Origin of the sequence: Nostoc sp. (assembly GCF_036917575.1) — a bacterium.
Lineage (GTDB): Bacteria > Cyanobacteriota > Cyanobacteriia > Cyanobacteriales > Nostocaceae > Nostoc.
The window spans coordinates 90,769-116,841 of record NZ_JBALDC010000017.1 but is presented as its reverse complement, the minus strand read 5'-3'; the positions used below and the strand labels follow the sequence as shown (position 1 = coordinate 116,841).

At 39.4% G+C, this 26,073-nt stretch carries 27 protein-coding genes and 2 pseudogenes; 4 read left to right on the top strand and 25 right to left on the bottom strand.

Annotated features, from left to right (window positions below; genetic code table 11):
* Positions 1–75 precede the first annotated feature (75 nt).
* From urtA to V7K79_RS03985, 8 genes are all read right to left on the bottom strand, one after another.
* Positions 76–1,392 carry an urea ABC transporter substrate-binding protein gene (urtA, locus tag V7K79_RS04020; RefSeq protein ID WP_335044931.1) on the bottom strand — a complete coding sequence of 439 codons (1,317 nt, stop codon included), beginning with the start codon at positions 1,390–1,392 and terminating at the stop codon, positions 76–78.
* A 269-nt stretch (positions 1,393–1,661) separates the two neighbouring features.
* Positions 1,662–1,784, bottom strand: coding sequence for a hypothetical protein (locus V7K79_RS04015; RefSeq protein ID WP_335044929.1), 123 nt, complete (start codon positions 1,782–1,784; stop codon positions 1,662–1,664).
* Positions 1,785–1,943: 159 nt separating this feature from the next.
* Positions 1,944–3,083: an NAD(P)/FAD-dependent oxidoreductase gene (locus V7K79_RS04010; RefSeq protein ID WP_335044927.1), complete on the bottom strand. Its 1,140-nt coding sequence runs from the start codon at positions 3,081–3,083 to the stop codon at positions 1,944–1,946.
* 18 nt (positions 3,084–3,101) lie between these two features.
* Positions 3,102–3,995 (bottom strand): isopenicillin N synthase family dioxygenase, encoded by an 894-nt coding sequence (locus V7K79_RS04005; RefSeq protein ID WP_335044924.1) that lies wholly within the window; start codon positions 3,993–3,995, stop codon positions 3,102–3,104.
* A gap of 4 nt (positions 3,996–3,999) precedes the next feature.
* The gene (locus tag V7K79_RS04000; RefSeq protein WP_335044922.1) at positions 4,000–6,036 is read right to left on the bottom strand and encodes a bifunctional metallophosphatase/5'-nucleotidase; all 2,037 of its coding nucleotides are present in this window, start codon (positions 6,034–6,036) and stop codon (positions 4,000–4,002) included.
* Between the two features lie 148 nt (positions 6,037–6,184).
* Positions 6,185–9,214: a UPF0182 family protein gene (locus tag V7K79_RS03995; protein ID WP_335044920.1), complete on the bottom strand. Its 3,030-nt coding sequence runs from the start codon at positions 9,212–9,214 to the stop codon at positions 6,185–6,187.
* An 11-nt stretch (positions 9,215–9,225) separates the two neighbouring features.
* The gene (locus tag V7K79_RS03990; protein ID WP_335044958.1) at positions 9,226–9,630 is read right to left on the bottom strand and encodes a type II toxin-antitoxin system VapC family toxin; all 405 of its coding nucleotides are present in this window, start codon (positions 9,628–9,630) and stop codon (positions 9,226–9,228) included.
* 2 nt (positions 9,631–9,632) lie between these two features.
* Positions 9,633–9,848 carry a hypothetical protein gene (locus V7K79_RS03985; protein WP_335044918.1) on the bottom strand — a complete coding sequence of 72 codons (216 nt, stop codon included), beginning with the start codon at positions 9,846–9,848 and terminating at the stop codon, positions 9,633–9,635.
* Positions 9,849–10,087: 239 nt separating this feature from the next.
* Here V7K79_RS03985 and V7K79_RS03980 point away from each other — a divergent pair.
* Positions 10,088–10,264: pseudogene (locus tag V7K79_RS03980) on the top strand (IS4 family transposase); the annotation flags it as partial.
* 96 nt (positions 10,265–10,360) lie between these two features.
* Here V7K79_RS03980 and V7K79_RS03975 read toward each other — a convergent pair.
* From V7K79_RS03975 to V7K79_RS03935, 9 genes and pseudogenes are all read right to left on the bottom strand, one after another.
* Positions 10,361–12,139, bottom strand: a complete 1,779-nt coding sequence (locus V7K79_RS03975; protein ID WP_335044917.1) for a TonB-dependent siderophore receptor — start codon at positions 12,137–12,139, stop codon at positions 10,361–10,363.
* Between the two features lie 301 nt (positions 12,140–12,440).
* Positions 12,441–12,686 (bottom strand): hypothetical protein, encoded by a 246-nt coding sequence (locus tag V7K79_RS03970; RefSeq protein WP_335044915.1) that lies wholly within the window; start codon positions 12,684–12,686, stop codon positions 12,441–12,443.
* Positions 12,687–12,764: 78 nt separating this feature from the next.
* Positions 12,765–13,019, bottom strand: coding sequence for a hypothetical protein (locus V7K79_RS03965; RefSeq protein ID WP_335044912.1), 255 nt, complete (start codon positions 13,017–13,019; stop codon positions 12,765–12,767).
* A 664-nt stretch (positions 13,020–13,683) separates the two neighbouring features.
* A complete protein-coding gene (locus V7K79_RS03960) occupies positions 13,684–13,947 on the bottom strand; it encodes a hypothetical protein (RefSeq protein WP_335044909.1) in 264 nt (87 codons plus the stop codon).
* Between the two features lie 122 nt (positions 13,948–14,069).
* Positions 14,070–14,321, bottom strand: a complete 252-nt coding sequence (locus tag V7K79_RS03955; protein WP_335044906.1) for a hypothetical protein — start codon at positions 14,319–14,321, stop codon at positions 14,070–14,072.
* Between the two features lie 78 nt (positions 14,322–14,399).
* The gene (locus tag V7K79_RS03950) at positions 14,400–14,660 is read right to left on the bottom strand and encodes a hypothetical protein (RefSeq protein WP_335044903.1); all 261 of its coding nucleotides are present in this window, start codon (positions 14,658–14,660) and stop codon (positions 14,400–14,402) included.
* Positions 14,661–15,059: 399 nt separating this feature from the next.
* Positions 15,060–15,286: pseudogene (locus tag V7K79_RS29920) on the bottom strand (IS5/IS1182 family transposase); the annotation flags it as partial.
* A complete protein-coding gene (locus tag V7K79_RS03940) occupies positions 15,283–15,462 on the bottom strand; it encodes a hypothetical protein (protein WP_335044899.1) in 180 nt (59 codons plus the stop codon). The gene V7K79_RS03940 and the pseudogene V7K79_RS29920, both read right to left, overlap by 4 nt.
* A gap of 797 nt (positions 15,463–16,259) precedes the next feature.
* Positions 16,260–16,403: a hypothetical protein gene (locus V7K79_RS03935; RefSeq protein ID WP_335044898.1), complete on the bottom strand. Its 144-nt coding sequence runs from the start codon at positions 16,401–16,403 to the stop codon at positions 16,260–16,262.
* 34 nt (positions 16,404–16,437) lie between these two features.
* On the opposite strand from V7K79_RS03935, the gene V7K79_RS03930 reads away from it, so the two are divergent.
* A complete protein-coding gene (locus V7K79_RS03930; RefSeq protein ID WP_335044896.1) occupies positions 16,438–16,983 on the top strand; it encodes a hypothetical protein in 546 nt (181 codons plus the stop codon).
* A gap of 100 nt (positions 16,984–17,083) precedes the next feature.
* On the opposite strand, the gene V7K79_RS03925 is transcribed toward V7K79_RS03930, so the two are convergent.
* Complete coding sequence (locus V7K79_RS03925; protein WP_335044895.1) at positions 17,084–17,203, bottom strand: hypothetical protein; 120 nt, start codon at positions 17,201–17,203, stop codon at positions 17,084–17,086.
* 33 nt (positions 17,204–17,236) lie between these two features.
* On the opposite strand from V7K79_RS03925, the gene V7K79_RS03920 reads away from it, so the two are divergent.
* Positions 17,237–17,374, top strand: a complete 138-nt coding sequence (locus V7K79_RS03920; RefSeq protein ID WP_335044893.1) for a hypothetical protein — start codon at positions 17,237–17,239, stop codon at positions 17,372–17,374.
* A gap of 258 nt (positions 17,375–17,632) precedes the next feature.
* Here V7K79_RS03920 and V7K79_RS03915 read toward each other — a convergent pair whose 3' ends face one another.
* The 6 genes from V7K79_RS03915 to V7K79_RS03890 form a co-directional block, all read right to left on the bottom strand.
* Positions 17,633–18,400 carry a phosphatase PAP2 family protein gene (locus V7K79_RS03915; RefSeq protein WP_335044891.1) on the bottom strand — a complete coding sequence of 256 codons (768 nt, stop codon included), beginning with the start codon at positions 18,398–18,400 and terminating at the stop codon, positions 17,633–17,635.
* Between the two features lie 35 nt (positions 18,401–18,435).
* On the bottom strand, positions 18,436–19,677 hold the full coding sequence (locus tag V7K79_RS03910; RefSeq protein WP_335044957.1) for a hypothetical protein: 1,242 nt from the start codon (positions 19,675–19,677) through the stop codon (positions 18,436–18,438).
* Positions 19,678–20,235: 558 nt separating this feature from the next.
* Complete coding sequence (locus V7K79_RS03905) at positions 20,236–20,976, bottom strand: glutathione peroxidase (RefSeq protein ID WP_335044889.1); 741 nt, start codon at positions 20,974–20,976, stop codon at positions 20,236–20,238.
* Between the two features lie 77 nt (positions 20,977–21,053).
* Complete coding sequence (locus tag V7K79_RS03900) at positions 21,054–21,983, bottom strand: alpha/beta fold hydrolase (protein ID WP_335044887.1); 930 nt, start codon at positions 21,981–21,983, stop codon at positions 21,054–21,056.
* Between the two features lie 22 nt (positions 21,984–22,005).
* A complete protein-coding gene (locus V7K79_RS03895; RefSeq protein ID WP_335044886.1) occupies positions 22,006–22,830 on the bottom strand; it encodes an SDR family oxidoreductase in 825 nt (274 codons plus the stop codon).
* 109 nt (positions 22,831–22,939) lie between these two features.
* Positions 22,940–23,425, bottom strand: a complete 486-nt coding sequence (locus V7K79_RS03890; RefSeq protein WP_335044884.1) for a glutathione peroxidase — start codon at positions 23,423–23,425, stop codon at positions 22,940–22,942.
* 789 nt (positions 23,426–24,214) lie between these two features.
* Between V7K79_RS03890 and V7K79_RS03885 the strand changes: the two genes are divergently transcribed.
* Positions 24,215–24,670, top strand: coding sequence for a DUF2141 domain-containing protein (locus tag V7K79_RS03885; protein ID WP_335044882.1), 456 nt, complete (start codon positions 24,215–24,217; stop codon positions 24,668–24,670).
* Between the two features lie 89 nt (positions 24,671–24,759).
* Here V7K79_RS03885 and V7K79_RS03880 read toward each other — a convergent pair whose 3' ends face one another.
* Positions 24,760–25,890, bottom strand: a complete 1,131-nt coding sequence (locus V7K79_RS03880) for a peptidoglycan-binding protein (RefSeq protein ID WP_335044880.1) — start codon at positions 25,888–25,890, stop codon at positions 24,760–24,762.
* Positions 25,891–26,073: the final 183 nt, after the last annotated feature.

The window sequence follows — 26,073 nt, the reverse complement described above, 5'->3', positions numbered from 1 at the left end:
CTATAACCCCCGACAAAATTAAAATTGACTAATTCGTAATTCGTAATTGATTACGAATTACGAATTACAAATTATTTAGGCTTTCTTGTACTTACCACCCTTAGCAGGGTCACTCCAATCACAAGCAAATCCCTTAGTTTCTTTCACAAATTGATTCCAAGGAACCGGCTCAACTGCTGTCGGAGTAGCATAGACAATATCAAATAAACCATCTTGTCTAACTTCACCAATCCGCACAATTTTGGATATGTGATGATTAGGACCCATTGTCACTTTACCTTCAGGTGCATCTAAAGTTTGACCATAAGCCGCAGTACTTACCTTAGCTATGTCTGTAGAACCAGCTTTTTGAACTGCTTGCTTCCACAAATAAACTGCAATGTATGCTGCTTCCATTGGGTCATTTGTCACCCGATTTTCACCGTATTCTTTTTTGAAAGCTGCTACAAATTTCTTATTAGCAGGTGTGTCTACTGTTTGGAAATAGTTCCAAGCTGCATAATGACCTTTGAGATATTCTACGCCAATTGCTTTAACTTCTTCTTCAGCAATACTTACAGACATAGAGGGATATTTATCTGGTGTCAATCCAGCCCCTTTTAATTGTTTAAAGAAAGCAACGTTGCTATCACCATTTAAGGTATTGTAAATCACGCCACCATTGGGCAAACTTTGCTTGATTTTAGTGATAATTGGTGTAACTTCTGTGTTACCAAGAGGTAAATAATCTTCACCAACTGTTTTTCCGCCTAAAGCTTCTAGTTGAGCTTTAATGATAGTATTAGCAGTCCGAGGAAAAACGTAATCAGAGCCAACTAAGAAGAATTCTTTACCCTTATTTTTTAACAGCCAATCAACAGACGGTTCAATTTGTTGATTTGGCGCTGCGCCAGTATAGAAAATATTTTTAGAACACTCTTGACCTTCGTATTGTACAGGATACCAGAGCATCTGATTTTTGCTCTCGAATACTGGCTTAACGTTCTTGCGGCTAGCAGAAGTCCAACAACCAAAAACTACAGCGACTTTATCTTGGTCGATTAGCTTGGTTGCTTTTTCTCTAAAAGTATCCCAGTTAGAAGCGCCATCTTCGGTAATTGCTTCAATTTGTTTACCTAAGACACCACCATCTGCGTTAATTTCTTTGATTGCTAACTTTTCAGCATCAACAACGCTTTTTTCACTAATAGACATCGTACCACTCAGAGAGTGCAAAATACCTACTTTTATGGTGTCACTAGCAGTAGCCTCAGCTGGTGAAGCAGCAGGAGGTGCAACTGGACTCTGTGTAGCAGTTGGAGAATTGTTCGCGCAAGCTTTCAAAAAAAAGCTACTTCCAAAAGTTAAAGAACCGTAAATTATAAACTTGCGTCGGTTAAATTGTCTTCTCATCTTTTTATGAATTTTCTTCTTGAGGAATCAGCCAGCTTATAGAAAGGTGACAATATCAATCTTTAAAGTGTGATATTAGTGCGATAGTTTACTAGTAAAAAGTGACGCCTTATACAAAAAAGTTTGTTTTTTATTACAAAAACAAACTTTTAAGATTAAGCTTTGTTAACTTTATAAAGATTCTTATATCTATGTAATGTGTTATATAAGAACAAAATCTTTCTCTGCCAAGAATATCTTTGATTCTAGATAGTTAAAAACTGCTATATTTATGCAAAATTCTGGTCGATGCTAAATAGATAGCTGGTTAACACAGCAATAGTTTTAATTATTAAGCCAGGTTGAAATGTTCCACCTACACTGCTATTACTCAGATACAGCAGTCGAAGCATAGGTTAAGACTATGTTAATTGCTGAAACCTTTGATAATACTAAGTTTCTACTTAGCACGGGCTAAACCTTAGCTATCCGCTAACAGCACTCAGCACTTTGCTATATAAGGGGGTAACAACGCAATTAAAATCACAGCCAATTACTTTTCAAGCAACCTCTTAGATTAGCATTTGTGTAATAATTTCATCTTCCTGGCTAGTTGCAAAATTAGCAAAGCGCTTTGCCAAAGGTGGTATCAGTACTAAAGGATTACTAAACCCAGAGAAAACATGAACGCTTTTAAATCCGGGGATAGCACCAATTAATGGGAGTTGATTGCTACTAAATGCCACTAAGCAGTGATACAAAGTCGCTGGTAAATTCTCCAATGCTGGTAAAACTTGACCAACACTTTTTCGCAACCATTTTTCGCTTACGTCTGAGTTTACCTTGGCTTGAGGATCTGCGATCGCCCGGCTAATTTGACCGATGCGAATACTGCCATCTTGAAACTGAATCGCACCCACATCTAAAATCGCTGGTACTAATTCATTACCAAGTTCATCCCATAATTCATCAACTTGAGTAGATTCAGCTTCTAGTTGAAACCGTTGCAGATTCGCTGGCATAACTAAGGTGCGTAACCTGATATCAACGGGTGGGGTTTCAATGATTTCTTCGTGGGTAAAATACAGCTTGATAGAAACACCAGCAGATTTGAGTAGCTGGCGGCCCAGTCCACCTGCACAAACGACAACGTTAGCGCTGTGGAAAGTTGCAGTGGTGGTTTGAACGCCATCCTGCAATATTTGCAATACTTGAGTAATCTGCATTTCACCTCCAGCACGCTCAAAAGCTTGGATGTAAGCTTGTGCTGTTTTTTCTGGGTGAATATGACCGTGTTTGACAGTTAAAGCCCCAGCTATTGCTTCTCGATTTAGCTGCGGTTCCAACTCACAAGCTTCTTGAATGCTAAGTAAACGGGGTGGAATGGCAAATTGATTATATGATGCCGCAGTTGCTTCTGGGTCATTATCGGCTGAAATAGTCAGTAATAAATCTAATTCCCGAAATTGGATATCAGCGTCTAACTCTTGAGATAGGATATGGTAACGTGCGATCGCTTCTTCGCACAATAACCGAGTTAGTGGTGTAGTACCCGACCAATAGGCAAGCCCACCATAACTATAGCGAGTTGCATTCTGTGGTCTGCTGTCTTGCTCCAACAAAAGTACACAAAAACCAGTTTTAGCCAGTTCATAAGCGAGTGCAGCACCCGTAATTCCAGCGCCAACCACAATCCAGTCATAGGTTTTCATATTAAATATCTTTCTTAATTACGAATTACCATAAGTTGCTTGTAAACGTTGTAAAAGATATTCTCCCGCCAGGATAGGGGGATAGATAGGCGATTGTTCTTTCTGGCAACTCTCCAAACAAGTAATTTCTGTATCATCATTAGGATGACAGAAAAAAGCCATAGAATACCGAGACTGATTTACCCTATGATCAGTGGGAATCATCACTCGATGCTTAGTTGAGCAAAATCGATGATTTGTCCATCGTTGCATTAAATCGCCAGTATTGACTATTACAGTATCAGGAATTGCAGGCGCGGCAATCCACTCTCCAAATGCTGTCTGTACTTCTAACCCGCCAATGTTATCTTGGAAAAGTAAGGTAATACTGCCATAATCGGAATGCTCACCAGCACGCACTTGTCCGGGTTTCGCTGGTGTCTGCGATGGGGGATAGTGTAATAGTCGCAAGGTATGATTTTGTTGATTATGTCTGATAGTAAAAAAATCTTCTGGCAATTCTAATGCCAACGCATAAGCTTGTAATATCGTGTTAGAAAGTTCTGTACAGCGATCGTAAAAGCTGACAATAGAAGCATCTATCTCTGTAACTGCTTGTTTGTTGACATTAAACGCCTCTTTTAAGTCGCCTGGTTTGTTGGGATCAAGACGTTCTCTCTCAATCCCAACGTAACCCATATTACTAAATTCATCACTCCAAGCTTGCTTTTGCTTGACTTCTAAAGGTAAATTGAACAAAGATTTGCTGTGAACGAATACTTGTTTGATTGAGTCTTTTGATATTCCGGAATTTTGTAAGTACACGAAGCCAATTTCATGACAAGCTTCATAGATTTGTTTGATGACAGCTTGCCGATTTATGGCGTTGCCCTTAGTAAAATTAGTAAAATTAATTACTGGAATTGTCACCATTGATTCAAAACACCATATCTTTACGCAACTTCAGATTTTGAATGCGAGTATCTTTGGTAGCTGGTACATCTTCCTGAGCAAACGGAATCTGCTTAAAGTTAGCAGCCAGATATTCTGCTAATGCATCTTGTTCAGAACCATCAGTAGCAAAAGTAGCTAAACCTGTGCGTTTAGTATCTTTTGATATCAAATCAACTCGTTCTGTTTTTGGAAAAGAATAGCCATCACCACCATTTGCTAGGAAGTTTAGGGTGACAGTGCGGAAGATGCGATTAGAGTCACCCACTAACTCTGCATTTTTCACCACTACATCAATAATTTTGCCTTTGCCATCTTTGATAGCCAGGGATTTAACACGCTTACCTGCTGGCAAATTTGGGTCAAAGCTAAAGGCTAATCCCGCTACTTGGGGAAAACTGCCAGGGGTAGCACCCGGCGCTATGCCTGCTACACTGTGTTCAATTATTGCTACTAGTTCCTTCGCATTCAAAGTAACTAAAGTCAAGCCATCGTTAAACCGTAAAGCATTGGTAATATCAAGTTGGGAAATTTCTTTTTCTTTCTTGCCTGCTACAGGATTTGCTTGGGGTGGTAGTTTGATAACATCCTGCGAGCGAGTCGAACCTGGGGGAAAAGTATATATACCGATATTGTCACGGATACTACCACCATTTTTAATGGAAATGACAGTTTTAGGATCGTATCGTTTAGCGATCGCTAAATTAGCATCGGCTGTTAAATTCCCGAAATTGGTTTCTTGGGTGCGGACATCACCCCGCCAGCCGTTAAGGAAAACGTTGGTTTTGCCAAAAATCTGACTATCTTGGGCAATAATCACTTTTTTGAGTGCTTCTGTAATCGCAACAATTTTGGCATCAGGTTTTCCACCTACAGCAGCTACACCTTGAGCATCAGTCGCATAAGCACCGCTGATTTTGGGGTCAATACTTTGAGGAATAATTACTCCATTAGTATCAAAATCAACTACTAAACGACCAACATAGCGATAGTTACCATCGGTATTAACTACAGCTATCGGATTACCATCTGCGGCTTTTTTGATAATTGGATAAGTTCCAACACATTTATCACCCACTCGCAGACGGTCTGTTTTGTCGGCTAGTAAGGTATTGGAACCGCCAGCAACAATAATATCTACTTTCGTGAGTAATGTTGCTAGCTTTTGCTCAATGGCAATTTGCTGCATGTGTGCCAATAAAATGACTTTATTAATCTTGGGATTTTTTGTCAGGAGTGTATCAACAGAAGTTTGAATTTCAGCAGCTAAAGCGGCGATATCTGCGGCATCATGGTCATTAAATTCTTTAGGCAACACAGTCACACCACCGGGAGAAGAAATAGTCCGCAGTGTGGGAGTTGTTGCCCCAACTACACCTATTTTTTCACCATTGACGGTAATAATAGTGCTACGGGCAATTTTATTCGGAATTTTACTTGCTTCTTGTCCATCAGCAGTGACTAATTTTGCCAGGTCTTTATCAGTGCTGAAGTTGAGATTTATGCTGAGATAAGGAAATTTTGTTCCTGGGTAATCTTCTTTAGCGCTAAGTAAGTCGGCAACGACACCCGTACCTAAGTCAAATTCGTGATTACCAAAGGCGATCGCACTAAACCTAAGAGCATTTAGAATTAAAATATCTCCTCGTCCCTGACCACCAAAAGCTGTGTCACTGGCAAATAAGAAGGGACCAGGAATATAAGTATCTCCAGATGAAAGAATTAAGGTATTAGGATAATCAGGCTTACCGTCACGATTAGCATCCTGATTTTTGAGTGCATTCAACACCGCCGAAAAGTTCGGTGCATCTTTCAGCGCTGGCACACCTGCTTCTTGGTCGGAAGTATGTAAAAGTTGTAGTGTGAACTTTGACTTATGTGCTGTTTTAACTTGTACCACACTACCAGTAGTTCCGAGAAATAAGAAGATGCTAGATATAATCAGCCAATTTAACTGGCTAGTCTTTAAATCTCGGCAATTAAACTTACTGAAAAATCGACTTTTCCGATCTAAAAAAGACATAATAAATTTTCTCGCTCATCAGTGGTGAATAATTTTTTACTGTATGATCAATATTCCATTCAATTAATAATTGCAACACATCTTTCGGTAAAGACGCGATGAATCGCGTCTCTACAAGTGGTCTATTTGTCGCATTCTTTTTTATCGCTTAACCCGGCGGGGCTGCTTCAAAGGGACGGATAATTGCTGGAGCTGGTGTAACTTCTTGTTTAAAGATTCCCTGTAATGCTTGTTCTAAGGTTTGCGCCATGACAATCCGGTTTTCATAAGCCACTACTACCCGTACCAAGGTTGGCAGACTATTCTGTGTAGCTTCTAGATAGATTGGCTCGACATACAGCAGCGATTGCTCAATGGGAATTACCAGTAAATTGCCTTGAATAGCTCTCGAACCCTGGCGATTCCACAAGGAAATTTGCTGAGAAATTACTGGGTCTTGGTTAATTCGCGCCTCAATTTGCTCTGTTCCGTAAATCAGGCGTTCTTTAGGAAAGACATATAACACCAACTTACCGTAGTTTTTGCCATCCGATCGCGCCGCTAACCAAGCAATTAAATTAGTTCGTTGTTTGGGAGTATAAGGTAGAAGCAGAATAAATTCTTCTCTACGAGAGGCTTCTCTACGAGACGCTACGCGAACGCCAACAAAATCTACAGTCGGTAGACTAGTAATCAAATAATACGGATCTACTGGACGGGGTTCGCTGCCATAAATTTCATTAGGAATTTGCCACTGGTCTTCCCGGTTGTAAAATACTTGAGGATCGGTCATGTGGTAGGTCATCAACCGCTCAGATTGAATTTTGAAAAAGTCCTCTGGATACCGAAGATGAGTGCGGAGATTGACTGGCATTGTACTGAGCGGTTTGAACATATTGGGAAATATCGCTGACCAAGTAGCAATAATCGGATCGCTGGCATCGGCAATATAAAAGTTAACAGTGCCGTGATAGGCATCAATTACTACTTTGATAGAATTACGAATGTAATTGATTCCATCGCTACCAGTGTCTGAGTAGGGATAGCGATCGCTCGTTGTATAAGCATCAACAATCCAGTAAAGATAACTAGGATTACTTGGTAAATCTTGATTAGCAGTAGCAGCCACTAAATAAGGATTGCTGTCAAATTTCAAAAAAGGTGCGATCGCTTGAATTCTTTGCTTGACATTTCGTCGCATTAGCACTTTTGTATCTGGCAAAAAGTCCCGTGTCAGCACCATCTGCCAATCTTTCAAATACATCGCAAATAGCCACCGTCGCCATGCAGAACCGATTTCAACGCCACCTAGACCTTCGTAAGAGTTGTAAACATTATCACTACCGCTAGGATAGTCTAGCTCTCTAGCTTTCGTGCCAGTCATTACATAAGTATTATTAATTTCACCGTAATAAATCCGGGGTTGCCCAATCGGAATACTTTCACGAACGGCTTGATTAGAAGTTGTGAGGGCGCTACTATTAGCGCTAATATCTTTAACAAAATATTCTGGTAGCCCACCCGGCCCTACTGTATTAACTGGACTAACAGTAAACCCGAAACCGTGGGTATAAATTAAATGGCGATTAACCCATGTTTGAGCTTCCTGTGGTACAGCAGTGTAATCTAATTCTCGTGCGGCAATCAGTACCTGCCGCCGTTCTGTTGATTCAACTGGTTCCTGCTTCGGTTCTGGCGGCTTTTCGGCAGAGGGCCGGGGTGAAGGTTCATCAGTTTTGAGAGTATATCGATCGATATCGGCATCAGGGAATCGATAATACGGGCGAATTTGTTGCAGTTGACGGTTAGTTTCTAACAGTGGTCGCTGATCCCACAGGCGAATATTCCGAATTGTCGAGTCATTCTTTTGAATATCAGCTTGAGTCAATGTTCCTTGGGGATTGAAGCTTCTAGAATCAATTGCCTCTAAATCGAATGCTTGGCGAGTCAAGGCAATAGTCCGCTGAATGTAGGGTTGCTCTCGTTGCAACTCATTAGGTTGGACAATTAAATATTCCACCACAGTAGGTAAAACAACATCAGCAGCTACAACTATTACTAGATAAACCCCTAACCCATAAAATACAAAGGGACGATACTGAGATTTGGGTTTCCAGAAAAATGTTCGCCAAAGTAGGTAAAAGGCGATCGCTACTGCGACAATGCCCAATCCGGTGTAAGCTGGCAATTGGGCTGTGACATCGGTATAGCTAGCACCATAACTCACACCACGGCTAGAATACACGAGTTCATAGCGACTTAGCCCATAACTCAAAGCTACTACCAGCATCAACAAGCCACCCATAGCGAATAAATGACGCTGCTGTTGGGGCGAAAAACCAGGGAAAATTCCCTGACTCAAACTATCGCCCGACAAGAGATAAGTAAGAGTAACGGCGACAAAGCCATACAAACATAATCCCATTAGCCAGAGTTCTAGTAGTTCCCAGAAGGGTAAGGAAAATACGAAAAAGCTGATATCTCGACCGAATAAAGGCTCAGTGCTGTTGAAAAGCGTGGGGTGGAAATATTGCAGCACCTTCGGCCAGTGTCGGAATATGATGAAGGCAAAAATGGGACTGGAGAGAATTGCGATCGCAGTGAGTAAAAATTGAGGATAGATTAAGATGGCGATCGCTACTCCCCCAATTAAACCGAGATACCAGACTTGAGAGACAATCTGCCTCAAAAGTTGCCAGATTGTCTCCGGTCGAAATCGGGCGGGAACGGGTAGAATAGCCTGATTAACTGGAGAATGCCAATAGAAAAGAGCAATTTGACCATAGTGAATCAGCATTAACCCGATTAACAAGCTCAAAACCAGAGTTAAGGGTAATAACCAGTGTAATTTTAATGCTTGAAAGCGTTGCGGTTCAAGTATCCGGGTTTCGTTGCGTCTTAGATAACTAGGACTGAGAAAATTTGTTAATTCACTGTTGAGTTCTGCTTGCTGAATCTTTAGAGACTGGGAATATTTTAGCCGTTGTGCCAAAGCCAGATTTAGCAGTAGATAGGCAGCAGTTATTCCAGCCACGACTACCCACAAAATACCGCGAGTCAGCAGCCTCAACAAAAATACTTGGAGATAGCCGACTTCTTGAAACCAAAAAATCTCTGCTCCCAAGCGGCAACCAAGATCCAGAAGTAGCCATAGCCCCAAGAATACAATTAATAGTCTAAAGCCCGATTTCCAATACATTAATAACTAATTTAAGAAGAACGCCAATTCTCTATTTGCAAGCTAGGTACTCTTTGAAATTCTCGAACATTAGATGTTACAAAAATATGATTGTGAGTTAGTGCTGTTGCTGCAATCAGTACATCATAAGAACCGATAGGAGTACCCGCTGTTTTCAAAATACTTCTAATTTGGGCAGCAAGTTCTGCTTCTTCCACACCAAAAGGTAAAATTGTAATCGAACCTAATAACGCTTCAATCAATGATTGAATTTTCAAGGCACGTTGGGGATTGATTGCTAATCCATACTTCACCTCCATTACTGTTAAGGAGGAAATAAAAATATCTCTGGGAGGAGTAGACTTTAATAGGTTGAGAGTATTTTCTTCTCCCTTGACAAAATCACTAATTACGCAGGTATCGAGTAAATAACCCATCATTACAACTGGATTTCGTTAGGTGGTAGCAGTTCGTCTCGGTAGGACTCAAAAATAACACTTTCTACTACACCTTGATGTTGCATAATCGTTTCTGGCCAAGTCATGAGTTTTGTTTCTAAGAAAGTAACAAAAACTCTGCTCTCAATAATACCTTGTGGCGTTTCAGCTAGTTCGATTTTGCCATTTTTATATATTCCTTCAATGGTTCGTAGCATTGTTGTTTAGCTCCTATCTAATTTCTAATAGCATCTATTGCTGCTCTAGTGGGGCTTGGCTAATTGTATGGAGTGCTTGTTCCAGAATGATTATACATAATAAGTTCTGGAATTATTTCTTGCAGCTTTTGCGTCAGAACCTCAATCGTAGAAGCTTTTGTTACATTGTAGGGGCACGGCACTGCCCATTGGTGTTAACTTAAGCTTGAAGTAAGCATAAAATGTTCTTAGATTACATCATGAGTAGAAAACGCCCAGCGCGAATAGTCAACCCAGATTTGCGGCAACAAAAACATCTACCAACACCGCCAATTGAGGAAATAGAAAAAGAAATATTTTCATTGCTATCTCCTGCAAGCTTTAAACCCATGAGATTGTACGATGATGAACAAAAGAAAAAATTCCGCGATCGCATCGCAGATACCCTAGTTAGTACTGTAAAAAGGCGATCGCAATCTCAGTTATGATGTTGATAATCTAGTTAATCCCTAGAAAATGTGAGTTAGGGGTGGTCAAAACTCCCATGAAATTGTCCCCAGAACAGTAAAAGGAGCGCCAGGAGTGATTTGGTCTCTGCTGTAGGTATTCTCAATGTAGTCCACATTGAAAATATTTTTGAAGTTAATTCCCGTCCGCCAGTTATTTCTCTTGTAAAAGATGCTGGCATCAGTACGCAGATATCTGCTTAGTTCATACGTGTTCTCCAAGTCGCCTTCCCTTTCACCAACGTAAAATAACCCCAAGCCAAAGCCTAACCCCTGCAAATCACCCCGCTGGATTTGGTAGGTTGTCCACAAACTTGCCCCATTATAGGGCACATCTTCAAATCGATTTCCTTGTAGGGGACTATTGTCTTTTGAGACTTTAGCATCGGTGTAGGCGTAGTTGGTAATAATATTCCAGCCCGGAAGAATTTCTCCACCAACATCCAATTCAATACCCTGACTTGTTTGTTCTCCTACCGGAATGCTATAATCTGGATTATTTGGATCGGTTGTAGCAACATTACTCTTGGTCAAGTGATAGGCAGCTAAATTGGCTGAGAGTCTGCTGTTAAAAAACTCTCCTCTAATCCCCACTTCGTACTGAGTGCCGCGCTCCGGTTCTAAGATTGAACCATCAACTGTTGTGGCGGAATTTGGAGCAAACGACTGGCTATAACTGGCATAAAGTGACAGTGGCGGTATGGGTTGGTAGACAATGCCAACTCTTGGTGTGAAAGCATTGTCCTCTTGCTGAGTATTAGTGTTAGCCCCTGCACTGCTTGTAAAGCGGCTTTCTTGATCTACAAAGTCGAAGCGCCCACCCATCAACAGTTTCAAATTATCAACTAGGGCGATCTGATCTTGTAGATAAATACCTAGAAAGTCTAATCTCTGATCGAACGTAACTTTAGATGGAAGCTCTGTTCCTCTAGGTATAGGGGCAAGACGATAAACTGGGTTAAAAATATTAATGCTGGGAGCGCCACTACCAAAGTAGTTATCTAGGTCGTTAATATCGCGATTGAGATCGACACCAAATAAGAGGGTATGTTTGACTGAGCCTGTGGCAAACTTACCAATCAAGTTGGTTTGGAGACCATAGCTTTGATTATTTCCATTATTATCGCTCCAACTCCTGGTCAAGTTACCAGTGGTTTCATCAAGGGTGTCAGACCTTGCTCCAATAAACCTCTGATCGCCCGAAGAAAAGCGGAAAGTATTGCGGAGTGTCCAATTTTCGCTAAAGCGATGTTCTAGTAGGTAACTTGCGCTCAACTCATTCCTAAAAGAGAAATTGTCTGGCTCATCCACAACGCGACTATAGGGAATGTCTGCAATCTTTCTGCCAATTGGTGGGATTCCTGTGATGTCAAACGGTCGCGTGTCATCCAAATAGGAAAATTCAAAGGTCAAATCGGTGCGATCGCTAATCTTCCAAGTCAGCACAGGCGAGACAAAAAACCGATCAACGCCTTGGTCAAAGTCGCGAAAGTTCCCACCAGTTTCATAAACGGCATTCAATCGATACAGCAACGTGCGATCGCTATTCAACGGACCAGAAAAATCAATGCTCGGTCGAACAAGACCAAAGCTTCCTGCTTGCAGTTCAGCAGAGTAAAAAGGTTCTGATAAGGGTTGCTTCGTCACCAAGTTAATGATCCCACCTGGTTCGACGGTACCAAACAGTACCGAGGCAGGTCCTTTTAGTACTTCGATTCTTTCCAAATTTGCGGTTTCTCTGATTGTTGTCCGATTTACAGAGTCATAGAGTTTCTCACTTTTGTGTCTACCCAAAAAGGGCATCATCTTCGCTAAAAGGACTTTTTACCCAACAAACATTCGCCCTGTGTGATGCTTTCGGCAAGGCTTCGCCAACGCACTTAAATTTACTCCTTGAAATAGTAATTTTTTGATTGCAGACTCCCAAAAATTTCTGGTTGATGCTCTTGACAATAAAATTTTAAAGCCCTGACTGAAATGAATATGCATTTGCATCGCCCCATTAGCGACATTACAAGCACGACGTGAAAAAATGAAGGGCTAGAGTCAAATTTTAACTCCAGCCCTAAATATGCAGCTTTAGGTAATGCCTAAAGTATCAAGTTGTCTACTTGGGTGAAGTCCTACCCACAGTAAATGTTCCAATCTCAAAGCGGAAAGCTTCTTCGCTACCAGAAAAGAGAGTTCCAGTGGTTGTATTGGTAAACGATGATCCACCATTATTAATAAAAGCTACGCCTAGTCCTGTGGTTGCTCCAACAACTTGAAAACCACCATGAACAGCGTCTAAATCTATAACTGATACTTCTTCAAGCAAGCTAGATTGTAATTCAGCGATTTTGATATTAGTCATAATTTCCTGTTTGAGTTTTGTTGGTAGTACGTTGAGGTATCTTATTTACTATGCTTGGAAAATTTTCTCTGATGATTTTTAAGAAGGGGAAGACCCTGATAAAGCACTAGTACCATAAGTAGCGCTGAAAAATCGCGATCCACTCCCTCCTAGAAAGGTACCAAAAGATTGAGTAGCGTTGTAAACACTTCCCGATCCAACAGTTATACCTGCGGCTTGAGCAGCTCCACTTGTAGTAAATTGGGAACTACTAGCTCCTCCATTAACTAACCGTAAATCGGCATCAGAAAGTTTCTCGAATTGGCTTTCTGGCAATTCAGATATTTTTATCATAGCTATAGATTCTATCTATTCAAAAGAGATTAATTGAAATTTGAGCAACATTAGGTCAATACAATAACTATAAACAATTTAGACAATTTTGCAACATTTTCTTTTATAAAATTTTATAAATTTGCTTTTAATATATTTACTAATAAACAACAATTTAAGTGAAATGTAACTCCACCTGAATTGTTAGCTTATTTCGGATTGTTCGGAATAATTAATATGCAAATTAGAACTGGATTGATAATTCACTTTTAGAGGAATTATCTAAAATACCAGCACTATTCACATCATGATTTATCTAAAAGAAAAGTAAAGCAAAACTACTTGAAGCCTAAGTGGTAAGCAAGCGAATTGTGATTTTATTTGACTATAGAGTTAGCTTGGCATCCGTTTTTTAGGAAAGTGAATACTATTTCCAAAAGTTTTTTGCAACATTAGTGTTACTTTTTTAACTTCATCGGTAGTTTGTGAAGTTAAAAAAGCATTTGCCCAAAATCTAGGGTTTTTACTAGATAAATAAAACCGAGTTTTGATTTTTGATAAATTCGAGTTAAGAGTATGTTTGCGAATTCAAACATACTCTAACAGTCAGATTGCTTCGGTTAAATTCTATTGCGAAACTTGAAAAAAGGTATTTGAGACTAACGAGGCTAATGTGGTACTCGTGTTATTTTTTATTGATTGGTTTTACTGTTACTTGAACTAAAGTTCCACCCACTGCTTTTTTATTACCAAAAGCGTCTACTGTTATTGAAGCAGAACTGATACTACTAGCGTCTATCTTAGCTCCGGTGTCGTCATAAACACCCACTGCTCCACTTGTCAATACAAAAAATGTAGTACCAGCGCCTGCAATTAAGTTGTTGACTTTCTCATCGTTTAGAAATTCTAAATAGCTCTCCTGGCAGTCTAGATCACGAATTTTAAGCATACCTTTTCCCTTGTTAACTTCCTATTTAGGATTATTGTTTGAGTCCAATCTAATGAAGGGCTAAAGTCAAACTTTAACTCAGCCCTAAGCAGCTTTATGTGATGTCTAAAGCATTAAGTTGTCTACTTGGGTGAAGTAAAACCCTGGGTTGCCGTTCCAAACTCTATGTCAACACTTTTTGAGTCACCACTAAGGAAACTGTAGCTATTTGAAATGATAGTTGCTGTTCCACTACTAGCATAACCAATACCGCCTCCTGTGGTTGTTCCATTAAATTGAAGACCACGTGCACCCCCATGAACAGCATCCAAATCTATAACTGATACTTTTTCAAGCAAGCTAGATTGTAATTCAGCGATTTTGATATTAGCCATAATTTCCTGTTTGAGTTTTGTTGGTAGTACGTTGAGGTATCTTATTTACTATGCTTGGAAAATTTTCCCTAATATTTTTTAAATAGGGGAAGATCCTGATAAAGCATTAGTACCATAAGTAGCGCTGAAAAATCGCGATCCACTCCCTCCTAGAAAGGTACCAAAAGATTGAGTAGCGTTGTAAACACTTCCCGATCCAACAGTTATACCTGCGGCTTGAGCAGCTCCACTTGTAGTAAATTGGGAACTACCAGTTCCTCCATTAACTAACCGTAAATCGACATCAGAAAGTTTCTCGAATTGGCTTTCTGGCAATTCAGATATTTTTATCATAGCCATAGATTCTATCTATTCAAAAGAGATTAGTTGAAATTTGAGCGATATTAGGTCAATACAATAACTATAAACAATTTAGACAATTTTGCAACATTTTCTTTTATAAAAATTTATTAGTTTACTTTTAAAATATTGCCAAAGAATAACGATTTAAGTGGGATATAACCTCACCTAAGTTGTTACCTTAGTTCGGAACTTTTGGAATAATTAGTATGCAAGATAGAAGTGAATTGATAATCCACTTTTATATCATGTTCGCTTAATTAGTTATTATTCTGGGCATCTATCCAAAAATATTAAAACCCTGTTTCTCCTTGCTCCCTGCCCCCTGCGGTTTTAATGATAAGTCTTTTACCAAACATGATATTAGAGGGTGTTTGAAAAATTTTGAGGGGTCAAATTTTAAGCCAACCACCTAACCATAATACGGATCATGGCAAGATAAATAAACGTCTTTGATTGTTTCTGGCAATAACTCATAGTGCCGAACCAATCGCCGACACCCCATCAGCTAACGAGCGAGTCCTTTCCACGACCCATCGCTTTTTCATTAGCACAAATCCCTTAGTTTGCTGTGGACGCAGTACTACTTGCACAATTCAACAGCAGACATCCATCACCCACATTACGGAAGAATAGTTTCAATGTTGTGACGCTTGTTGTAATTTATATTGATTTGCGATCCGTTCAACAGATGTTGAGAAAATGGAACTTCCTTATAAAATTTCGCAATCATTGAGTCTAGGAGTGCGTCTACACGCGATCTGAGTTCCGGTTTTATAGACTGACCAATAGGCTTGTTCATTTTTGACAGAATTGATTATTTTCAATGGTTTGAGAACTTTGGGAAGGGCAAAATCAGAAACTGGCAATCAAGAATGCTGGTGTTTCAGAATAGTTTTTCTTGTTGCATCCAAAAATTACCTATTTTTCTAATCTCTCCTTATCTACGGGTTTTACCTTAAGTTAGTGCATTCAAATCTTACTTAAGTTGCGTTAAGTAGAATATTTGGTCGTTGATATTATACCAACTTCTCTGGTAATAAATCCTATACCAATCTTATGAGAGAAAATGTAACACAAGATACACTTTTTGATTTATGTCTTGGAATCCCTATTGAATCAATCGGTTTTTTTAATTTAGTCAGGACTTACGCAACTGGCACAGTGCGATCGCAATTTGTTAGTAATTCTGTACTAAATAACAAGTAGCGTATTCAGAGGAGATTGCTGAAATGAGTAGTAGTAATCAATTAACCCGGCGTTGCGGATTATTGATTGGTGTGTGCTTGTTACCATTCAATTCATGCGATGCCTGCGGCGGGCTACGCCTACGCGTGCAACAAAACTCACATGAATACATACTGTTGCTAGATTATTTCTATGATGGTGTTTACTCGTTTTTAATTAATTCATCTCGCAGATATGCAACGTCTAACTCTGATTATTCCAGTAAAAGTAACATATTTAAATAAATTTTGCCTACTTAATTGGTAAACTAATTAGGTAACTAGAAATTAGCACACACAAAACTCACCTTAAAAATATGGAGTCATAGATATCCTTCATTGAATGAAAATGCACAAGTCAGAATGACGGTTACTAAAGTTGATTTTGCGCTTTGAGTTGCAGATATCGCTCAACCAACTGATCGGCAATTTCATTTGCTGGTACTTTCCAAAAGTGGGCGCACACGCGGTAAAATTGTTTTGCAAATTGGCACAGGAGCGGCTCGGTAAGGCTCACATTCCGGTGCTGTAACTGAGGAAAATACCCAATTATGAATAGCAAAACTAAATTCTTGACTTTTGTCACCGTAATCCTAACAGTTTCTTCTTTGACTGTCAGCACAGTTGTAGCAAAAGCGAAACTAACGAATCAGTCAAAACTTTTTATCAACGGCATCGGCACAGTACAAGTTGGCATGACTGTCCCTCAAGCGGCCAAGGCTGCTGGTACTGAGCTAGTGGGCGATGCACCAAATAACAATTGCTATTATGTTAAGCCACAAAATGAACCGAAAAATCTTTCATTTATGGTGACAAAAGGTCGGATTTCTAGAGTAGATATACGGCAAAATACTCAGATTACTACCTTCAAAGGTGCAAAAATTGGCGATACTGAAGCGCAAATCAAGTCCCTTTACCCAGGCCAAATTAAAGTTACACCTCATAAATACGTCCAAAACGGACATTACCTAACTTTTATCCCGAAAGACCGTGGCGATCGCAACTATCGTCTAGTCTTCGAGACTGATGGTAAGCTTGTCACTGAATTTAGAGCGGGTAAATTGCCAGAAGTCGAATATGTTGAGGGTTGCTCTTAATTTAATTATCTTGCAAAAAAGTTTTGTAGTACATTGAAGCGTTTTTCAGCAAAAACTTTTAGCGATTCTGGTTAAGTTATTCGTTTCTAGCTGACAATTCTCAATTTGCGTCAATCTTAATATTGTTGGCTTCAAAGGCTTGCTGTACCCGTAGACGAAACTCTCGCCCAACGCTCCATTGTTCCATAGGTGCAGTTTTAATCCAAACGCGCACTAACATACCTGTATGGGATAGGTCATCAATACCCAACACTTGGGGCGATTCTGGCAGGCGATCGCTTCAGTAAATTTTCCCGCATCCGTCAAAGCCGATACCGTGAATGCCCTTCGCCCTGTGGGTAATCAACCCGGCAATTATCGCGATCAAAATGGTCGTGCTGCCTATCGATAAGCTGGACTGGGCGACAAGGGACAGATTTATCGCCTTGCCACTGAGTTGATTTATTGACATAGATAGGACTTACGCAAAATATCTCTCAAACTCTGATTTCTGAGTGCCGCGCCAGTTCCAGTTGCTTTAAGTCGGAAAACCGCAAGGACGCACTGGCTTCTCTGTGCCTCGGCGGTTCGTTATTCCGTAACTTGTGCGTAAGTCCTAATAGATATGAATTGATTGACAGATATTATAAGTGTTTAACCGAACTTGATATTACTCCTCATTTATCGACTTTATTTCTTCTGGTAGTAAAGTAGTTTCATCTTTAAGACGTTTGCCATCTACGGATTTGGCTATAGTTGTATACGGTTTGATAATCAGACTGACACCAATTGTCCAACCTAATGAAACCATCCAACCTGCGAGAATGTCACTGGGAAAATGAACCCCCAGATAAAGACGACACCACGCAATCGCTATGATATATAAGCTGCCGAAGATGAGAACTAACCAGCGCCAAGAGCTAGCCCAAGTTAAGAATAGCAAAATTGCTATTAGTGTTACACTTGTCATCGCATGAGCGCTGGGAAATGCAAAACTAGACTCAGGTGCAATAGATTGCCACAATTGTGGACGCACTCGATGCATTAATTCCTTGGCTGTACGGTTGATGATAATGCTTCCTGCTGAGGCGGTAAGTAGATAAGCTAGCGATCGCCAGCGTTTTTGAAATAGTAATATCAGGGCGATCGCACCCAAAATTAGTATCGCCGTCCAAGGCAACCCAATTGTAGCTAGGGTGACAGCTAAAACATCTAACTGTGGGTTTGCTGTAGAATGAACTGCTAACAGAATCGGTACATCCCACGGAAACCCCGCTTGATTCTCCCATATTTTTACAGTTAGGATTTCAAAAATCTGCAAAGGTAAATAGACTCCGAGCAAAAGGAGTAAGAGCGATCGCCAACGAGCAATTAACAGGTTTTTGAGAAAATCAAACGGCGACTGACTCTCTTTATTGATTTGTTTCGCTTTTTCCATATCTAAGTTAAAAAATCGCTCGACGGCTTCACTGATTACAAATTATTGGAAACTTGAGAAGTTCCACAATGTTTACAATACGACAAATGTTTATAAGTAAGATTATGACAGTTCTGACATTCAATGTACTGATAATAACCGCAGTGTGGACAGTAAGTATCAAGATGTTGAATTTTCTTAGCACAATTGACACAGCGTGAGTTTTGAACTCTGCTAGCTGCTTGGACTTTAGCGTTAAAGACAAATTTTTGAAAAAACTGGATGATTCCAAAACCAATAATTGGAATCAGCAAGATATAAACATAATTTATCAGGAAAAGTAACCCACCAAAAATGGCACTGACTATATCAAATAAAAATTTAAATATTGCACCTATTTGCAGAAATTCAAATATTTTGACTATTAATGGGATAAAAAAGATAACTAGCAAATGCCAGCTAATTAGCGAAATGAGTCCATATCCTCTTCTTTGGGCAAATTTATGAACTGATAAAGCAACGAAAATCAGTGGTAAAAGGAAGAGGGACTGAAAAGCAAATTGGATACTTGGATACCAAAATGATGCCTGCTGATATCCTTTGTCAACTTCTTGGAATCGACTGTCATCTTTAAGAAAGGTTATAAAACTAATACTTTCTGGTTGAGTAAGTAGTTCATTTTTAAGAGTAAAAATTTCTTGTTTAAGAGTAGAAATTTGGCGATTATTTTGTTCTAATGCTTGTTTAGCTTTTTCAGCACTGACTTGGTTAATTGATTGTTCGCTACTCTGACCTGCAATTTTTTCTAAGAGCGTTGAGTCATACTGAGATTTAATAGTGCTATTGGCTTGTTCCAGCCTACTAGTTTCTGCTTGTTTTTGCTCGATAGTTTTGATAATTTGCTGCTTTTCAGAATTTTTAATCTTATCTTTATAATCGGCATATTGCAAACACGTTTGAGAAACCTTACCCAGATGTCCTGCTTCGGCTTGTTGATAGTTTCCCCGAAAACTAAATTGATTGTTCGTGTAAGATGACAATGAAAGTCTAACAACTTCATAGTCTTTATCTGAATTAGTTTTTGTACGGTAATTTTGCCACTCTGAATAACATGGATAAGCCGCAGTCGGACTGATATGCCATCTACTAATATCATCAAGCCCGCTAAAAACATTAATTAAGATAAAAATATCAATTATAATAATCACAATCAAACTGACTTTATTCAGTGGTTCGTTGTTGATTGTTCTTGATCTGCTAAAAAATTGACTCAAAATTCTGCGGATTCTGGCAAACATATTATATTCAAAATAATAAAACTTCAATCCGAATCGATTTTATCTGATCGCTAGTAAATAACTGGACAAAAATACATCTATTCATCTGAAGATTTGTTAACTGCTGACGAAAAACAAAATCCCCAACAACTTTTACAAAATCGGGGATCTGCGGTTTTTAATTCTCACAAATCAGGCTACGGTCAAAAATATCATGACTTTCATCTGAAGTTGGTGCAATTGATGACTGTGTACCCCAACTCAATACCGTCCGGTTAAAAATATTCGTAGCGACTGTTTAAAAAATCAACCTGTGTACTCGGTTGCGGTGCGACAAACAAAGTTTGAAATACTCCAACACGACTTCGGAGTACCTCAAAACGATATCGAAGTACCTCAATATGACTTTAAGGTATCTGTATGTTGGTTTTTGTTTTTCAAACGCCACTTGCTTCTCCCTTGGGAGACGCTCTTGCTTCCCCAAAGGGGTACAAGCCGGGGAACCCGTCTAACGCAGTGGCTCCCCAACTTACACATTTCTATTTTTTAGGCAAAACCTACGCAGTATTGCAACCCTAATTAACCCTCTTTAGCAGCGAAGTAAGCTTCTAATGCCTCAGAACCACCAATTAATTTACCATCAATAAATACTTGGGGAACAGTTGTCGCACCTGTAACTGCTTTTAACGACCGGGTGGTGATATCCTTGCGCAAGGTAATTTCTTCGTAGTTGATGTCATGTTCCTTGAGCATTGACTTAGCACGGGCACAGAAAGGACAACCCACTTTCGCAAACAGGGAAACTACTTCGGGCTTCACTGCTTGGGGGTTGATGTATCTGAGCATTGTCTCAGCATCAGACACCTTAAAGGGATCTCCTGGCTCCTCTGGTTCAATAAACATCTGATTAATTACACCATCTTTCACCAGCATAGAATAGCGCCACGATCGCTTCCCAAACCCCAAGTCTGATTTATCTACCAACAGACCCATACCTTCAGTAAATTCACCATTTCCATCAGGAATTAGTGTAATATTTGCTGCTTCTTGATCCTTCGCCCATTCGTTCATCACAAAGGTATCATTAACAGAAATACAGATAATATCATCGACACCATTTGCTTTGAAAACCGGAGCCAATTCGTTGTAGCCAGGGAGATGAGTGGATGAACAAGTCGGAGTATAAGCACCTGGTAAAGAGAAGACAACTACTGTCTTATTAGCAAATAGCTGATCGGTTGTCACATCCAGCCACTCGTTGTTATTGCGAGTATGAAAAGTAACATTAGGTACTTTTTGTCCTTGATGATTAGGTAACATAGTTTTGCTTGCCTTTAGTAATCAATTCCAGTCATAACTTAGCATGGGAGAACTGGTACAATGTAACTATCAATCAGCTAAAAAACTTCATTGATGAATGGAGCGATCGCTGCTACAAATTCAGTGGTTGATTCATAGGGTAAAACATTACGTCCATTTATTTTTATACCTCGACTTTGAGGGAAACAAGCAAGGTAGTGAGCCAAGCGTTCATCTGGGGTTTCTTTTTTATTGTCTTGACTAATACTCGATGCAGTTTCTCCCATAACCGCTAATGTTGGTTGGTGAATAGAGGTAATAAAACTAGTATAATCATCTCGCCAAAACCCTGCTAAAAAAGAGAACACTGCATGACGGCTTGCAGGATTTTCTGCACCTGCAAGCAATGTATTTAACCACTCTGCATCCACAGCATTTTCAGAAGCAAAGAGTTGACGAATCGAGAAAGAACGTAAAAATTTTGGGGTGCGTGCATAGCGATAAAAAGCGCTGCCAAAAGGCGAATCTAACACATTCCAAAGGAATTTTTTCTGCCATTCTGGTGGTTGATTTGTCATCAAAGCCCACGTTGGCGGCCCAGAAAGTACCAGTCCAGCAATTAAATTTGATTCCTTTTGCACTAGTTGGATAGCAACTGGCAATAAAGCACCTTGTACTACAACAATAACCGGTTTTTGGATTACTGTTTGTAAAAAGGACTGCAACTGTTCTGCCCAATCACTAGGAGTGTAAGCTACATGGGGCATATTACTTTCACCACATCCTAGTAAATCAGGGTTGTAAATTAAATTACGCTGACCTTTATTATACCATTCGCGACAAAATCGCTGCCAAAATCGCCGCGACAATCCCACGCCAATTGGATGAATTAATAGTAAGGGAATGCCCTCAGATATCGTATTAATTGGTTGATAAATTTCGTAGGCACAACGGGAATTCTGCCAACTATAAAACTGGCTAGGAGATACTGTCAAATTGGTTGTGTTAGCTACAGTAGATGGTTGCATAATTCATAGTTTTTAATACTTGCTAAAAAATCATCTGTGGATGAATCAACTCGTATCCAGCTTCTTTGAGCTTTTCATTCGATACCCAAGCATTGTATGGGCGAGTATTCTTGATAGATGTGTCCCATTTTACTTTGGGTAAATTATGTTTTTCAAATAAACTATCTAGCAAGTTTCGGCTGGTGAGGTGTGCATCATCTACTAGATTATAAATTCCTTGCAACCGACGATGACGGGCAAATTCTATTGCACTAACAATATCATCTAAATGAATCCAATTTTTGATATCTTCGCCATTGCCTGGACGGGTTGTACCAGAATATCTACTAAAGATTTTCAACAGTTCTCTACCACTTCCATAAATTCCTCCTAAGCGAAAGATACAAACACGGAGATTTTCGCTAGATGCTGATAGCAACACATCTTCCGTTTTTCGGAGAATTTGTGCATTTAAATTAGGAGGTGCAAGCGGTGTTTCTTCATCTACCCATACACCATTTCTGTCACCATATACTGCATAACTACCTGTGTATATTAATTGTTTAACACTTTTAATCTGCTGTAGGCATGAAACTAAAGTTTGGGCAGTTTGTAGATAAGTTTGTTCATAAACTTCTCCACTTTTTGCCCCAACACTCAAAAGTACAACATCTTGATTGTGCAAAACTGATTTTAGACTATCTATGTCATTACCACAGGTAACTACAACTCTTTGAGATACTGATTGTAGTGCAGGGACACGCTCAGGCGAAGTTGTGGTTACACTGACAGCAAAATTCGTATCTTGCTGCCAATATTGAGCAATTTTATAACCAACATAACCACAACCAATGATTGCAACGTTCATGACAAATTAGACACAAATAAATTAAACTACTAATTGAGAATATATTCTCAGTTAAGAAACTGCCAAAAATCAATATCAATTGTAAAACCTAATGACTAATGACTAATGGCTATTTTGCTAATTCTTTCTCAATTATGACAATTAATTCTGGTGAATTTGGCTGAACACTACTATTAAATCGAGCTACTACTTCACCTTGCTTATTAACTAAAAATTTTTCAAAGTTCCAAGCAATATTTCCTGTTGGCTCAATGGCTTTAGTAAGTCGCTCATAAAGTGGATGCTGCTGTGAGCCTTTGGCATGAACTTTATCGAATAGTTCAAAGGTAACACCATATTTACTCGTGCAGAATTCCACAATTTCTTTATTGCTTCCTGGTTCCTGCGCGCCAAAATCGTTACAAGGGAAACCCAAAATACGTAACCCTGCTTTTCCATACTTTTGGTTCAACTTTTCTAACCCCTCGTATTGAGAAGTATAACCGCAGAAGGAAGCCACATTTACAATTAAGAGTACCTTCCCGATGTAGTCGTTTAATTGCTTATCTTCACCGTTGATAGCCTTGACTGCAATATCCGAAATTGTATTACTCATTTTGAATCTGATTTATAGGGAATATTGCCAAGTTTCCCATATTACAGGTACTCTGAACTTGGTTTCTTTAAGTAAATTAGGTTTGTTAGCTTTGTTGTAACAATTCTATGTAAGTCATGTAGTTACAAAACCCTATATTTTGTATGAATAGCTCGATCAATCTGCTATCTCTGGAGAAGCGTGATAAATATGCGTTATTTACTTCATAATAAAAGCCAAAAAACTGTATTTTTTGATACATTTTTTTGATTTGAGGAAATAGATAATTAGTCAAATTTATCTTTAAGAAAATCAATAACTGATATAGAGAATGAGATGATTATTTCTTAAAAGTATTAGCTAAAAGTTTAATATTATAGTTTTCTGTGTAACATTATTTGACAAACTTGGCACTGATGCGCCAGTGAGAGTTACCTCAATTCACTTAGTTTATAAAGTCTAGGGAACTCTAGCAGCAGATATATGGTCTGTTGTCCCTGGTATTTATTCGTGGTACGGCGATGCACTTGACCCAACAAAAGGTTTATTAGCAGGTGATGACCACCCTGCGGAAAGTCAAAAGTCGAAAATCGAAAGTCAAAAGTAAAAAAAATAATAAAGGATACAATGTTTTAGTTAGTAGCATCTTTTTGCTAGTAATAAAAGTTACTTAAGGTATTAGAGTATCTAAAGAAGAGAAATTAGAATCTCTATCCAAGTCAGAAAAGTAAGGAATTTTTATACCTCCTACTTTTTGCCTGATTAATGGTTTATTAATTTAGCGATCGCATTTTACCTTGTGAAAATTTTATGGTTAAAAGCTTAAGGTTTAGTATGCTGCTATTGGCAGTGATAGGAAATTTGGCATGGTCATTTAGTGCTAAGGCAAATTTGAACGGCAAACTCACCGTAGAAATTGATGGCTTGAAGAATAAGCAAGGACAAATATGTGCCAGTATATTTGCTAGCAGTGAAGGATTTCCTAGCGATCGCGATCGCGTCTTACAAAAGCAGTGTACCAAGATTACTGAAAATCCCTTATTCATTACCTTTAACAACTTGAAAGCAGGTAGCTACGCTGTTGCTGTCTTCCACGATCAAAATAATGACCGCATTCTCAATCGCAATATTTTTGGTATACCAAGGGAAGGTTTTGGATTTTCCAGCAATCCAGAAATTCGCACAAGAGCGCCTAAATTTAGCGAAGCAGCATTTTTAGTCGCAGGGCCAGATACCAATATCCAAATCCAGTTGAAATATTTTTAAGCTGACAGCAGATTCAGCTTAGTTCACTGCAAATTTTAGATTTTAGATTTTTCCTTCAATCTAAAATCTAAAATTAACTGACTCCTGGTTTATTGTTCTGAATCATTATCAGAATCTTCTTGCTGTTGTTCTGGCAAGCCACGTATTCGATTCATCTGAGTTAAAGCATATCGTGCTGTTGCTTGCACATCGGCATCAGGGTCTTCTAGCGCATGGTGCAACATCTGACTCATTTGACCCATCATGTCATAAACGCGCGTCAGGTCACGGATCGCATTTTGCCGCACTTGTGGACTTTCATTTTGAATTGAAGTTGCTAAAGCACGGTTCATCGGTTTGAGTGTGCGGATGCCAATTTCTGACAAAGCTGCTAAAATTAAGCTACTTTCTTGAGAATCAGCATCAATTATCAGGTCAACCAGATGCTGAATTGCCCGCGAATCCCCCTGCTGACCTAAATCCCAAATAGCCTTGCGCCGCTTCGTTGGGTCAGAACTATGTAAATCTTGAACTAATTCGTCAACAATATTGAGTTTAGCAAGACGGGAAGTTTTTTCTGGTAGCAGTAATTGTGTGGAAAGCGGTGGTGGTGGAGGTATTTGTAAACTAGTGACAGTCTCTAGCAAAGGTGGCGTAATCGGTTCTTTGTTAGCTTCACTCAAACTTTTAGGTTCTAATATTTCGGACTTTTGCACTTGCTTAACCTTCTGAAACTTCCTCAGCAGATAAATAAGTGCGCCAGTACATCCTAGAACTCCAATGGTAAATAGTAACCACCAGACAAAACCTCTTTGAGTTGGTTTGGGTTTTACAGAAGTTGGAGGAATAGAGGTAACTATTGGAGAGGTGACAAACTGCTTTTTAACTGCTAAAGCTGCTTGCAGTTTCTCCTGAGTCGCCGGGCCAGCAATCCCATCCACTTTTAAACCCTTTACTTTCTGGAATTTAGTTACAGCGATTTCCGTATTGGCGTTGTACTCTCCATCTACCACACCACTGTAGTATCCCAACTGCTTTAATTGAGTTTGTAATCTCTGCACATCTGATTTTCGACTACCATATCTCAAAACAGCCGGACTAGCAGTAACTGTCGAACTGGCTTGGGCAAGTTCTAAAATTTGAGGTGCTAGGTTAGGTGTGGCTACGCTTGAGCGATTTGGGTAAAAACCCACGCCAGAAAAACAGGTAAATATCAGAATTGAGGAACGGCATAGCCTCATATTGCAAGTTTCAGCCTGAACGTGCTTTTCAAATCTTCGATACCACAATAGCTTCTAGACGACCAAATGTTAAGTGTCATTTTTAATTGGAAATGGGGCATTGGGCATTGAGGATTGGGCATTGGTTATTAATTATTCTCCTCTGCTCCCTCATCTTTCTACCTAATTACGAATTACAAATTA

Coding starts and splice junctions, on each gene's coding strand:
- urtA (WP_335044931.1), bottom strand. CDS start 1,392: ATGAGAAGACAATTTAACCGACGCAAGTTTATAATTTACGGTTCTTTA.
- V7K79_RS04015 (WP_335044929.1), bottom strand. CDS start 1,784: ATGCTTCGACTGCTGTATCTGAGTAATAGCAGTGTAGGTGGAACATTT.
- V7K79_RS04010 (WP_335044927.1), bottom strand. CDS start 3,083: ATGAAAACCTATGACTGGATTGTGGTTGGCGCTGGAATTACGGGTGCT.
- V7K79_RS04005 (WP_335044924.1), bottom strand. CDS start 3,995: ATGGTGACAATTCCAGTAATTAATTTTACTAATTTTACTAAGGGCAAC.
- V7K79_RS04000 (WP_335044922.1), bottom strand. CDS start 6,036: ATGTCTTTTTTAGATCGGAAAAGTCGATTTTTCAGTAAGTTTAATTGC.
- V7K79_RS03995 (WP_335044920.1), bottom strand. CDS start 9,214: ATGTATTGGAAATCGGGCTTTAGACTATTAATTGTATTCTTGGGGCTA.
- V7K79_RS03990 (WP_335044958.1), bottom strand. CDS start 9,630: ATGGGTTATTTACTCGATACCTGCGTAATTAGTGATTTTGTCAAGGGA.
- V7K79_RS03985 (WP_335044918.1), bottom strand. CDS start 9,848: ATGCTACGAACCATTGAAGGAATATATAAAAATGGCAAAATCGAACTA.
- V7K79_RS03975 (WP_335044917.1), bottom strand. CDS start 12,139: ATGATGCCCTTTTTGGGTAGACACAAAAGTGAGAAACTCTATGACTCT.
- V7K79_RS03970 (WP_335044915.1), bottom strand. CDS start 12,686: ATGACTAATATCAAAATCGCTGAATTACAATCTAGCTTGCTTGAAGAA.
- V7K79_RS03965 (WP_335044912.1), bottom strand. CDS start 13,019: ATGATAAAAATATCTGAATTGCCAGAAAGCCAATTCGAGAAACTTTCT.
- V7K79_RS03960 (WP_335044909.1), bottom strand. CDS start 13,947: ATGCTTAAAATTCGTGATCTAGACTGCCAGGAGAGCTATTTAGAATTT.
- V7K79_RS03955 (WP_335044906.1), bottom strand. CDS start 14,321: ATGGCTAATATCAAAATCGCTGAATTACAATCTAGCTTGCTTGAAAAA.
- V7K79_RS03950 (WP_335044903.1), bottom strand. CDS start 14,660: ATGGCTATGATAAAAATATCTGAATTGCCAGAAAGCCAATTCGAGAAA.
- V7K79_RS03940 (WP_335044899.1), bottom strand. CDS start 15,462: ATGAACAAGCCTATTGGTCAGTCTATAAAACCGGAACTCAGATCGCGT.
- V7K79_RS03930 (WP_335044896.1), top strand. CDS start 16,438: ATGAATAGCAAAACTAAATTCTTGACTTTTGTCACCGTAATCCTAACA.
- V7K79_RS03925 (WP_335044895.1), bottom strand. CDS start 17,203: ATGTTAGTGCGCGTTTGGATTAAAACTGCACCTATGGAACAATGGAGC.
- V7K79_RS03915 (WP_335044891.1), bottom strand. CDS start 18,400: ATGGAAAAAGCGAAACAAATCAATAAAGAGAGTCAGTCGCCGTTTGAT.
- V7K79_RS03910 (WP_335044957.1), bottom strand. CDS start 19,677: ATGTTTGCCAGAATCCGCAGAATTTTGAGTCAATTTTTTAGCAGATCA.
- V7K79_RS03905 (WP_335044889.1), bottom strand. CDS start 20,976: ATGTTACCTAATCATCAAGGACAAAAAGTACCTAATGTTACTTTTCAT.
- V7K79_RS03900 (WP_335044887.1), bottom strand. CDS start 21,983: ATGCAACCATCTACTGTAGCTAACACAACCAATTTGACAGTATCTCCT.
- V7K79_RS03895 (WP_335044886.1), bottom strand. CDS start 22,830: ATGAACGTTGCAATCATTGGTTGTGGTTATGTTGGTTATAAAATTGCT.
- V7K79_RS03890 (WP_335044884.1), bottom strand. CDS start 23,425: ATGAGTAATACAATTTCGGATATTGCAGTCAAGGCTATCAACGGTGAA.
- V7K79_RS03885 (WP_335044882.1), top strand. CDS start 24,215: ATGGTTAAAAGCTTAAGGTTTAGTATGCTGCTATTGGCAGTGATAGGA.
- V7K79_RS03880 (WP_335044880.1), bottom strand. CDS start 25,890: ATGAGGCTATGCCGTTCCTCAATTCTGATATTTACCTGTTTTTCTGGC.